The organism is Flavobacterium algicola (assembly GCF_022399565.1).
Lineage (GTDB): Bacteria > Bacteroidota > Bacteroidia > Flavobacteriales > Flavobacteriaceae > Flavobacterium > Flavobacterium algicola.
This window is the reverse complement of record NZ_JAJTUT010000002.1, coordinates 780,394-791,714: the sequence shown is the minus strand read 5'-3', so window position 1 is coordinate 791,714 and position 11,321 is coordinate 780,394. Positions and strand designations below refer to the sequence as shown.

The following is an 11,321-nucleotide window of genomic DNA, read 5'->3' as shown; positions in this document are numbered from 1 at the left end:
AAGCTTAAAAATAAGCTAAAGCACTCAAAAAATAAAATACCAATATATACGAGTTAGTTTAAGAAATAAAATACATGTTATTTTTTTCTTAAATTTCTAAACAAAATTAACGAATAAATCTCGAACTATTATTGTTTTTTAAGTTTAATCACTAGTTGAATGAGCAAATTGGGGGCGGAATATTTTTTATATATCAATTTGTCTTAGGAGAAGAGAGAAGTACGTAACTTGATTTTCTTTACGCCATTATAGGGATTTTTGTTGCAGTCTAGTATGAGATAACAATTTATACGATTCTTCAAATCTAAAAAATGAAAGACTGGCGAAAAACAGTGGATAACTAGCATTCATAAATTGTATAATTCAATTAATTGTTTAATTATGAATTTCTTCAGTAAGAAATCTTAATGTGGTACTGAAATTAAGATGAGTATAATATTCTGATTTTCACAGTCAAAAATAAGCTTAATAATATTACAAAAATATTGTAAAAAAAAATTTGAAATTATATAATATTTTATAAATTTGCAGTTTATTTTAATTTAGTCTAAATTAGTATGTTTGTAAAATTAACATTTATAAGTAGTGTTTTACTGTTATTATCTATGTCGTCTAGTTCAAAATGCATAGCACAACAGTCGAATACTATTATAAAAGGGATAGTGATGAATAATTTTGGGGAACCAATATCAAATGTAAAAGTTGGATCAACCAATTCAGTTGAATTTAGTTATACTGATGCTTCTGGAAATTTTATTTTCGAAACTAATTCTCTGAAAAATCAACAGCTCTCTTTTTCGCTGATTGGATACAGAAATAAGCTAGTAGATACAAAAATCACCAATTCTAATAAAATCAGTTTGAAAATTATCCTTGAACGTGATATTGTCGAAATTGATGAAGTGATTGTAAAAAATAAATCCAGATCAACTAAAGTAAAAGAGACGAGCTTTGCAGTAAATGCAATCGAAACCAAATCGTTTAAAAATTCCACTTTGGATGTTAATCAGTTATTAAATCAATCTTCTGGTGTGCGCATAAAAGAATCGGGAGGAATGGGGTCTCGCTATAATTTTTCTCTTAACGGACTATCAGGAAAACAAGTTCGCTTTTTTGTCGATGGAATTCCGGTAGACCAACTAGGAAGTTCGTTTAATTTTAATAATCTAGCCGTCAATCTTGTCGAAAGAGTTGATGTTTACAAAGGGGTCGTTCCTATTGATTTAGGTGCAGATGCATTGGGTGGAGCAATAAATATTGTTACCGATAAAGCTGCAAAATCGTATCTCGACGCCTCCTATTCTATAGGTTCATTCAACACGCATCGAGCCGCTTTAATTAGTAAATATCGTTTTGAAAACAGCGGTTTTAGCACAAAATTATCAGGTTTTTATAATTATAGTGATAACAATTATAGAATGAGTAACATGCCTATTTTCAAAAATGGAGCAGAAACTTTAGTAAACATTAAGCGCTTTCACGATAATTATGAATCGGCGATGGGCGCCCTAAGTATTGGCTTTACAAAAGTAACATGGGCAGATGAGTTAATGGCTGATATTGCTGTAGCGTCTGTAAAACAAGATGTGCAAAACGGCATTTACGGAAAACCAGTTGGTGAAGCTACAGAAAAGGAAATTAATAAAACAGTGAGTTTAAAGTATTCCAAGTCAAATTTACTGAATGATAAATTACGTATTTCACTTTTTGGATTATATAATGAGGTGAATCGAATAAGTATTGACACATCATCAAACCGTTATAATTGGGCGGGGGAAATCATTAGAATCGAAAACAATAATTTGGGCGAATTAGTTCGCGAGAAAACCATTTACGATTTTGATCAAAAACAATATTTATATCGTGCGAACGCCAAATATGATTTGAATGATAATCATGAATTAAGCTTTAATCACATTTATTCGAATATAGATCGAGTAGGAGCAAATCGCTTAAATACTCAAAATAATGAAGCTTTTCTATCACCCAATTATCTTAAAAAAAATGTTACTGCTATTGCATTTACAACTAATTTTTTTGACGATAAATTAAATACAGTATTGGCTGTAAAGTATTATCAATTTCATCTACTAACAAAAAATGCGGTCGAATACCTGCTTGGAGATTTTCAAATTGATGATATAGAAACCAAGCAAAACAAATTGGGTCATGCACTATCGAGCAGGTATTTTATAACTCCAAATTGGTTGATAAAGGCTTCTTTCGAAAAAGGATATCGAATACCACAAGCCGAAGAAATATTTGGAGATGGTCTCCGTATTTTGGCTAACTCCTTATTGAAACCAGAGACTAGTCATAATGTAAACGTGGGTTTTCAACATGAATTTAATAGTTCGGCAGGTATTATTAAAAATGAAATTAATTTCTTTCAACGTGATGTCGATAATTTTATATTTCTGCAACAGGAAGGCGTTTTTAGTACCTATAAAAATGTGCTAAGTGTTTTGGTGCGCGGTGTAGAATGGGATTTTAATTGGACAAAAAGACAATTGACAGTAAATGGAAATTTGACTTGGCAAAACGTTTTGAACAATCAAAAATTTGTATCAGGAACTACAAATGAAAGTAGTGTATATCGCGATCGAATGCCAAACACGCCTTATTTGTTTGCGAATGTAAATGCATTGTATGTTTTCGAAAATCTAATTTCAAAAACTACTCTTACGGCAAACTACGGAATCAATTATGTTCACGAGTATTACTTGAATTACCCTAGCATTTCTATTACTACAAATAAAAACGCTATTCCGTCTCAATTTCTCAACAATTTAGGACTCACATTTTCTTCCAAAAATAAAAAATACAATGCCAGTTTAGAAATGCGAAATGTTTTTAACATGGATGCATACGACAATTTTAACCTTCAAAAACCAGGTAGATTTCTTTCACTAAAACTGCGATATCTGCTGAGCGATAGTAAATAATTAACATCAACATTAAACAAAAAAAAATGAAAAAAACAATTTTAGCCTGCAGTCTATTTCTTGCGTTAGGTACTACTATGAACTCTTGCAGTAGTAACGATGATGGAACTACACCAGTAACAACCACAGATTCTTATAAGTATCTTTTGTCATTGAGTCTACCCACAGTCGACTCTTATCCTTTTCATACTTTGACAAATATTAAGGAAGGAACAGCGGCAATCAGCAACTCGCAAGAAATTGCCAATATTCCCTACAATGTACCTGTAACAGGAAAAGACGGTTTTGTGTATTTAAATTCTGAATCGAAATTAACAAAGTATAAGGTAAATGATAACGGACTTTTGGTAGCTGAGGGGTCGGTAGGAAATTTAGGAATCAGCGGCGGACCGGTATTTGAATTCTTAAATAATGAAACTCTGCTACTTTCAAGTGGACCTAGAGGAACTACAGATGGTGTTTTCTCATATCAAATTATTGACGTTACAACGATGACTGAAAAATCAACTGGAACAATTAAAGTACCCGTGAGCGCAAATTCAACAGCTTATTTGTCAGAATATATTTTAAAAGAAGGAAAAATATACGTTCCTTATTTACACGTTGATAGCAAAACATTTAAAGCTTACGACCAAGCTCCTGTAGCCATTTTCAATGCTGCAACAATGACCTACGAAAAAACAATCTATACTAAAAATGCTGCAGCTTTAGGGTATAGCGTTGTATCATCATATGGATTTGCTGAGAATGGTGACTTATACATTACAGCTTGCAACACAAATTATTGGGGAGCAAATGAAACTATCGATTCGGGAGTTGTGAGAATTAAAGCAGGCGAAAGCGATTTTGATGCGTCATATTTTTTCAATTTAACGCAAAAATTTAACGAAAATCATACGGGAGGATTTTTATATGTGGGCAATAATAAAGGAATTGTTCAAGTATTTAGAAGTGATTTGATTTCAAAATATGGAGACTATCAAGGTGCGTTTGTAATCGAATATTATGTTGTTGATATCGCGACAAAAAGTACTCAAAAATTAACAATTCCACTATCCAAATATCCACGTCGTGCAATGTCTCTTTTAAAGGATGGAACAGTCGCTATTGTTGGTAATACAGAAAAAGAAGGAAATAATCTTTATATCTATGATCCGAAAACAAATGCAGTCACTGTGGGACTTAAATATCAAGGAACGGAATTTATAGAATCTTTTATCAATTTCGAATAATCAAAATTCAAAAAAGCTCAGTACAAAAGTCAATTTGTAACTGAGTTTTTTTTTATAATGCAAAAGATAAAAAAGAAAAAGTAATCATCTTTTAAAGTTCCTATTTCTATCTTTAATTTCAGTTGCAAAGTATGCTATTGAGTAATAGGAAGCTTGTGTTATATACGCAAGCTTCTCACTTAATTTAAAGTCTCCAATGAATTGGTTCGAACTGCTTGTTCTGTCCCCAAGTAAAGTGGATTACCATGTTTCTCTGACCAAAAACCCTCTAGTACATCTTTTGTAAGACAACGATAAACAGCTACACCTTTAAAAACTAAGTCATCAACTTCATAATTGAAATTGATAACCAAAATGTTGTCTTTAAAAAATCCGCTTCCATTTTGTTCTTGGTTATGACCAATCTTCCAATGCGCGATAATACGGTTATTAAGATCCAGTGTAAGATCTAGTTTCCCTCGATAGGTAATTTGATTTGATTCCTCTTGATTGCTTCCTTCAATGGTGTAGGAGCCTACTAATTCTCGAATGGTCATTACGGTTATAGATTTTTAAACGGTGATTTTCTTAATGAAATTGCTAATTATTTTGTGAAAGTAAAAGTAGAGAATAGTGCTGTAAAGAAAAATGGAACGGATCCATTTATAAATTACTAATGTACTATAGTTAAGTTTTAGACGTAAAACTGAAGATTCACATTTTTTAATTCGTAATTAAAAGAAATTTTTCTTTTAGGTGTATTCGCTAGGAAGTTCATTTTTCGTTAAAACTGTATAAAATAGATGATTTTGATTGATACGATGAATTATAAGTGGAATTAATTTCCTTTTAAACGTCTAAAGATTTTCTCTAACAATCGTTTACCATCTCCCTTTTCTTTTGGAACTTCAATCGCTTGCAAGCCATATTTGGTATTAACAAATTGATAACTAAATGCAAACTGAGGGTGGTTCGAGTCATTATTTAAAAGTCCGAAACGCAAATCGTTGAAATATAGTGACGCATTGTCATTTGAAATAATATACCATCCCTCGCTAATTTTTTTTAGTTTTTCGAAATCAGGGTTCCCTTTTAATTTCGTTTCCAAATCAGTGTTTTTACTGTAATTGGTAAATGAAATGGGCTGACTGTCAAAAAGTGAATAGTCAGATAGTAAATAATCGGTGGGAGTAGCCACATTTGCATTCCACAAAATGAGGTTGAAGGCGGTGGGTTTTACAATGATTTCAGAATAAGTTATGCCTTGCTGATGTAGTGCTTTTTCAAATTTATGTAACGCGTATAGTTTTATGGCACAAGAGAGCAATAAATACGAACTACTGATTAGCAAGCCTCTCGTTATATATTTTTTACGCAGTAAAAAATTTTTTGTTTTCAAGACAAATAGTATCGCTATAAGTAGGGGAATTGTGTATAAAGGATCAATGACAAAGATCGTCTTTAAGGCAAAACGTTTTTCGATCGGCCATAAAATCTGTGTTCCCCAAGATGTAAACATATCCAATAAAACGTGTGTGAATAAACACCAAAACACCATTGTGGTGGCTTTGGTAAAATTGATTTTTTTCTTTTCTATTTTTGTAATTAACCAACCCAAAAAGGGCGATAAAAACAGAAATAGTAGCAAGGAATGACTAATTCCGCGATGGATCATAACTCCGTCTACAGGATATAATAATGAACCAATTATAACGTCAAAATCGGGCAGGGTTCCCAAAATGGCTCCGTACACAAATGTTCTGTTTTTAAGTTCTTTGCCAGCACATATTTCTGCCACAGCTATACCTAAAACGATTTGTGTAAATGAATCCATGGGTTTGATTTGTTATTTTCCAATACAATAAGTAAAAACCGTTGTATTTAGAGGGATAGGAAGGGTAGGGGTGTATAATAGGAGTACGTTTCTTAATAAAAAAACTATATTAAAGGTATCAAAAAGAAATCATGTTTTTTTAAACTCATTAATAATTTCTTCAAAATCTTCTTTAACAAACTCCCAATATTTCCCTTTGAAACAAATAGGATTAAAATCTAGATCAGCTTGTTGAAAGGATGTGAAGTTTTGGATTATTAATTCCTTATCATGTGTATAAGGATATCTTTGCTTGTGCAATTCTAACATTTGACTGATATTATGGTTTAGTTATTTATTTTTACCATATAGCTTTGGTATAAAACTAAGTAATGTGTTTTTTAAATATCTCAGCTATTGAAAATGGATAGGCATCAACATCATTTGGTAATTGAAGACCTAGTTCTTTATTTATGTAATCAATTTCTATTCTTAATAATTTATAATTATTGTTTGTCAATTTCTTGAGCCTATTCTTGGAAAAAACGAGCCTTTCATCTAGTCTTTTTTGATATACTACGGACTTTTCCTTAATATCTATTTTATCTTCATTGGGACCTAAAAGAAATTTACTCCAAATGTCTATATACTCTAATATGTTGATGGTTCTTCTACCATTGTATTTATCCTTATAAAAATAATCTAACCATTTTTTAAATGTTCTTTGGTTATTAAAACCTAACTCCTCTCTAGTTTCCTTAATTGTAAAAGTAATTTGATCAGCAAACTTCGCAATTAACAATTTTCTTTGTATTTCTCGTTCAGGGTGAAAATATTCTTCAAATACTTGTTTCATTAAATCTTTTAATTCTAGTATTTTCAAAAGATCTTGTTCAGTGATTTTTGAATTGATAAAGCAATTCTTTAAATCCTTTTCGATATTTAAAAACGAACTTAAGTTATTTATTTTTGAAAAAACTTCAATAAGTGGCTGAAATGTCTTGATTTTGAAGTCATTTTCAAATTCTTGTTGAACCAAATCACCAAACTCCTCTTCACTCTTACACTGTTGCTTCAACTCATTGAAAAAAATTTGTACACCTTCAGCGCTCCCGTACTTTTTTACGTAGAATAAGTCTATTAAAGCTATACCAATATTTTGATTATTGATAATTAGATTTTTAATTTTTATGTCGACAATATTATTCATGATTGATACATGTGTTAAAAACAAAATAGCAACGAAAAAGAAATCATTGCTATTTTATAGTAATTAATTTATTCTCTTGAATGCCAATACTCATCATTGTTGGGATTCAGTTGATTTGAGTGATTATCTAAGTCATCTTGATTGTGAAATTGAAGAATCATAGTTTCTGGATTTAGTACAAATGTGTTTTTCATTATGCTTTTTTTTTTAATTTATATATGCAAATATATATCTGTGACAAACATCCTTTTCTAAATTATACACTATAGCTAAAGAAACATTATGCTTATCTAAAAAGATAAAATCCTAATATAGTAATACAAACTTTTCTAATCCATAAACCAACCTAAAATTGTATCCCCTATTTTATCATTTAAAATAGCATTATCTGTAAAAATTGATATTTTACCAAGGCTACATCCATGTTGTTGCTGTTGTTCAAAGGACTCTTGTTCGTTATCATTTGGAATATATTTTTTAATTTTAGTCTCTTCAAATTTGATAAAACTTATACGCTCAGTCTTGTTAGAAGGATATAAAAGCATTGCTTTTGCTGCTCCCCAATATTCATTATACACATACATTTGGCGTAAATCATGTGTAGAAGGTTTGGAATAATCAATGTTTTTCCATTTCGTGTCAATAACAAATACTTCATCCTCTTTTTTAATCACTATATCTGGACGAATAGTAATACCGTTCCATAAGGTTTCTGATTGTTGACCAATAACCGTAACTGATCCATCATTCGCTTGTTTTAAACGTACCAAGATATACTCTTCCCACAACGAATTCATATCAAACAATAAAGCCAACATTTTTTCACTACCGCTCGAAATATTAGGAGCATAATTCAAAATAATCAAACGAGCAATTGCTAAAGCGGTTTCATAAGGAGCGGTTTTTCTATTTTGGGGGACTTTATTAAAAGTCGATTCATTAGCGGCTATATCTTTAACTTCAGGAAAATCAAGTTGTATGGTTTTGCATTTACTGTACAAATAATTACCTTTTGTTAAGCTTGCGATAATATCCAAAGCTTGCGATAAAATTTGATGTACTAAATGATCCTTGTCATACACTTGATGTGTAGTATAAAACCGTTCTTTGTGAACTAAATTTTTACTAACGTGCCCGGCAAACTCTAACTTTCCTTTGAGCGCTTTTACATTACTAGTTTCTTTATAATATTGCTTAATTAAACCTTGATGAATAAGGGATTGTACTTCACTTAAAAAACATTCAAAGTAAATATCTAACAAGTGAATATTTTGTTTGTTGACATTAGCTTCTCCAACTTTTTGTATTTTGAGTTTTCGAGTCACCTTAAGCATTTCTATCAATGCTTTTTGCCAGACGGATTCACTCTTACCATCATTATCGATCTTGGGTAAAATTTCAATCGTCAGACCATCTACCTGAATAACACCTACATACTGTTTGAATTTAATACCGTTGTGACGTAAATCAAAATATTTGTCCTTATGCAAAGCATTAAGTTTAGACAACGCCACAAAATGGCGTTGTTCAAACTTTCCTTTTTCAAGAGCTAGGAAACTATGTTCAAAAACTTGAATAATATTCATTATCAAATATTGTGGTTTTTTTTAGATTCTAAATGTTTAAAAGTAATTTGATAGCGCCAACTATATCAAAATTTTCATCGATTGTTTTTAATCTCAAAATAGACCCGCTGTCTGGGTGATTTTGCGTCTCAAATGAAGCAAATAATTCTTTGGTGAATTTTTCTGATTTTTCAAAAAAGCCACTTCCTACAATCAGTCCAATTTTTTCGTAATCTCCATAAAAGTATTCTTGTAATAATGGAATTATATTATTCTTGAAAGTCGCTTTTAATTGTTCTTCGCTGCTCACTTTTAAGAAATATGAATGTCCAATTGTATGATCTCGATCTAATAAAACTTCAATTCTTTCATTGATTGTTTTCAATATATCTGCTAAATTAAATCCTTCAATTTGAATTTCAACCAACTCAGCATACTCAGGCATCATTTCTTCAAAACTAAAACGTCTTCGTAATGCAGTATCAAGAGCTTCAACACTACGGTCAGCCGTGTTCATAGTACCAATAATATACAAATTAGGCGGTACTCCAAATTTTGCTTTGCTATAGGGCAAGATAACTTCCAAAGCTTCATCTTTGCCTAAACGTTTATCATCTTCTATCAATGTAATTAGTTCGCCAAAAATCGCTGAAACATTTCCACGATTTATTTCGTCAATAATTATGACATAGGGCTTTACCGTTTTAGAATTAATATCTTCTTTAGTTAACAAATCAAATTGTTCTTTTACATCTTCAAAAGAAAGTTCATTTTCATCAAAATGGATAGTTTCGATCTCACCTTTATTCGCTATCACAAAATCGTAGAAACTTTTATAAACTGCAAAAAGTTCACAGTGTATATGACCTATAAGCGGATGTAAATCTGCTTTTAAACTTTTAATTTTAGCAGGATCAATACCTTCTAATAATACTTTTTTTAATTTCTCTTTAGTAACACTAAAAACATGTTGCCCTTCAGAATCTTTTTTAGAATTATCACTCCATACATATTTTACTAAAATAGAATTATTATTAGCCTCAACAAGCATAATTTCAACTCCTGTTTTGGTCTTAAAAGTACCTTCACGTTTGCCCTCTGATGATTTGATGCTTTTTACAAAATCATTATAAAGTGTATCAAAATCATTAGTCTCTTCACTACTAGAATCTTTTCGAATGTATTCTACTAATGCCTTTCTTACCAAAGATTTAAAAACGCCATCTTCAATATCATATTGCAAATGACTCAAAACTGTTTTAGGCTTTATTCCTTCAATAAAATCTTCATAACTCATACTTTGATGAAAGGTCGTAAATACTATTTGACCACTTTCAACGTGGCGCTCGTATTCAGTTTTCACTGCAGCGCGAGTTTGCTTTATATCAAAACTTGGATTTATTATCGAAATTGCACTGTTAATTGTGTTGTACGTTTTTCCCGTACCAGGAGGTCCGTACAAGATCTGATTGAGTGGATTATTCATACTTTCTTTTTCAATAAGTTCAGTAATATTGTCATCTTCATCTTCTGCAAGACATTCTTCTAAAAATTTTAAATACTGCTCTCTACCTAAAATAGCAGTTGGGCGACCAGAAAAATGATCTTTTGAAAAGTTGCTGAAAGAAGTTGCTGTGTTATAAATATTTGAGCTTACTTCTTTGATATGATTCTCATATTTTTCATCTTTGACTCTAAACAGCTCAGTTTTAAATTCACTTTTATATTCTTCTTCGTAAGAATTCAATTCTTCTTCGAGGCGATCTCTTTTTGCTCCGAATTGATTTATAAAATAATTTCCGCCACTTTCATTCGCTATCAACCAATCGATAAATGCCTCTTTCACATTATCTTCATCACCTTCTTGATTCATATGTAACATTTGGAATAAAATGTCTTGTATTAAAAGTAAATTGCTTGATCCATCGTAGTATTCAGGAATTATACTTTTAACTAAATCAATTAATTCGAGATCTTTTCGGATGTATTCTTTATCTAATCGATTTATCAGTTGTAAATAATGAATATATTTTTCGTTTTTTACCGCTACCTTTTCATTTAATAATATACACAGTTTCTTATAAAATGAAAATTTGTAAAAAGTATACTTTTCAGGATTATGAAAAGTAAGGTAGGTCGCAATTGTTCTTTCATCTTGATGGTGTGCAAGTGTTTCACCTAAACTTCGATAAATTTGTAGAGAATCAACATTAAAAGCTTTAATCCTGTCTTTTAGGGGGACACTTTCATTAAATAGTTTTTTGAAAAGTAAGCGCATTTCTTCTGGCTTGTCTTTGGCTAGATGGTGAATTACCGCAACTCCCATAGCATACATCAAATTACCAAATTTGATACTTTTGATTTCAGTATAAAAATCTGGTGCATCTAGATTTGGTCTGCCGTGAAAGTTATGCAACAATTCCCATTTGTATTTTTCATCCTTTAAGCGGTTGACTGTAATGAGTTTTTTATAATTTTCAATTAGCTTTGCAAAATTTTGCTCTGTTTTTGTTTCCAATGCTACTTCTCCAATTGAAACATTGTCCGAATTTACCTTGTTTTTATGATTACTCATTT

9 protein-coding genes are annotated in these 11,321 nt (G+C 31.0%); 2 read left to right on the top strand and 7 right to left on the bottom strand.

The window, feature by feature from the left end; genetic code table 11:
• Positions 1 to 557: 557 nt before the first annotated feature.
• Positions 558 to 2,945, top strand: a complete 2,388-nt coding sequence (locus LXH21_RS10050; RefSeq protein ID WP_239865383.1) for a TonB-dependent receptor — start codon at positions 558 to 560, stop codon at positions 2,943 to 2,945.
• A gap of 26 nt (positions 2,946 to 2,971) precedes the next feature.
• Complete coding sequence (locus LXH21_RS10045) at positions 2,972 to 4,177, top strand: DUF4374 domain-containing protein (RefSeq protein ID WP_239865381.1); 1,206 nt, start codon at positions 2,972 to 2,974, stop codon at positions 4,175 to 4,177.
• 179 nt (positions 4,178 to 4,356) lie between these two features.
• Here the strand turns inward: LXH21_RS10045 and LXH21_RS10040 are convergent, their stop codons facing one another.
• From LXH21_RS10040 to LXH21_RS10015, 7 genes are all read right to left on the bottom strand, one after another.
• On the bottom strand, positions 4,357 to 4,713 hold the full coding sequence (locus LXH21_RS10040) for a hypothetical protein (RefSeq protein WP_239865378.1): 357 nt from the start codon (positions 4,711 to 4,713) through the stop codon (positions 4,357 to 4,359).
• A 281-nt stretch (positions 4,714 to 4,994) separates the two neighbouring features.
• Complete coding sequence (locus tag LXH21_RS10035; protein WP_239865376.1) at positions 4,995 to 5,990, bottom strand: metal-dependent hydrolase; 996 nt, start codon at positions 5,988 to 5,990, stop codon at positions 4,995 to 4,997.
• 129 nt (positions 5,991 to 6,119) lie between these two features.
• On the bottom strand, positions 6,120 to 6,299 hold the full coding sequence (locus LXH21_RS10030) for a hypothetical protein (RefSeq protein ID WP_239865375.1): 180 nt from the start codon (positions 6,297 to 6,299) through the stop codon (positions 6,120 to 6,122).
• 55 nt (positions 6,300 to 6,354) lie between these two features.
• Complete coding sequence (locus LXH21_RS10025; RefSeq protein ID WP_239865373.1) at positions 6,355 to 7,179, bottom strand: hypothetical protein; 825 nt, start codon at positions 7,177 to 7,179, stop codon at positions 6,355 to 6,357.
• A gap of 68 nt (positions 7,180 to 7,247) precedes the next feature.
• Positions 7,248 to 7,373 carry a hypothetical protein gene (locus LXH21_RS17265; RefSeq protein WP_262916196.1) on the bottom strand — a complete coding sequence of 42 codons (126 nt, stop codon included), beginning with the start codon at positions 7,371 to 7,373 and terminating at the stop codon, positions 7,248 to 7,250.
• 135 nt (positions 7,374 to 7,508) lie between these two features.
• The gene (locus LXH21_RS10020; protein WP_239865371.1) at positions 7,509 to 8,765 is read right to left on the bottom strand and encodes an McrC family protein; all 1,257 of its coding nucleotides are present in this window, start codon (positions 8,763 to 8,765) and stop codon (positions 7,509 to 7,511) included.
• Positions 8,766 to 8,793: 28 nt separating this feature from the next.
• Complete coding sequence (locus LXH21_RS10015) at positions 8,794 to 11,319, bottom strand: McrB family protein (protein WP_239865369.1); 2,526 nt, start codon at positions 11,317 to 11,319, stop codon at positions 8,794 to 8,796.
• Between the last annotated feature and the right edge of the window lie 2 nt (positions 11,320 to 11,321).

Coding starts and splice junctions, on each gene's coding strand:
- LXH21_RS10045 (WP_239865381.1), top strand. CDS start 2,972: ATGAAAAAAACAATTTTAGCCTGCAGTCTATTTCTTGCGTTAGGTACT.
- LXH21_RS10025 (WP_239865373.1), bottom strand. CDS start 7,179: ATGAATAATATTGTCGACATAAAAATTAAAAATCTAATTATCAATAAT.
- LXH21_RS10040 (WP_239865378.1), bottom strand. CDS start 4,713: ATGACCATTCGAGAATTAGTAGGCTCCTACACCATTGAAGGAAGCAAT.
- LXH21_RS10050 (WP_239865383.1), top strand. CDS start 558: ATGTTTGTAAAATTAACATTTATAAGTAGTGTTTTACTGTTATTATCT.
- LXH21_RS10030 (WP_239865375.1), bottom strand. CDS start 6,299: ATGTTAGAATTGCACAAGCAAAGATATCCTTATACACATGATAAGGAA.
- LXH21_RS17265 (WP_262916196.1), bottom strand. CDS start 7,373: ATGAAAAACACATTTGTACTAAATCCAGAAACTATGATTCTTCAATTT.
- LXH21_RS10020 (WP_239865371.1), bottom strand. CDS start 8,765: ATGAATATTATTCAAGTTTTTGAACATAGTTTCCTAGCTCTTGAAAAA.
- LXH21_RS10015 (WP_239865369.1), bottom strand. CDS start 11,319: ATGAGTAATCATAAAAACAAGGTAAATTCGGACAATGTTTCAATTGGA.
- LXH21_RS10035 (WP_239865376.1), bottom strand. CDS start 5,990: ATGGATTCATTTACACAAATCGTTTTAGGTATAGCTGTGGCAGAAATA.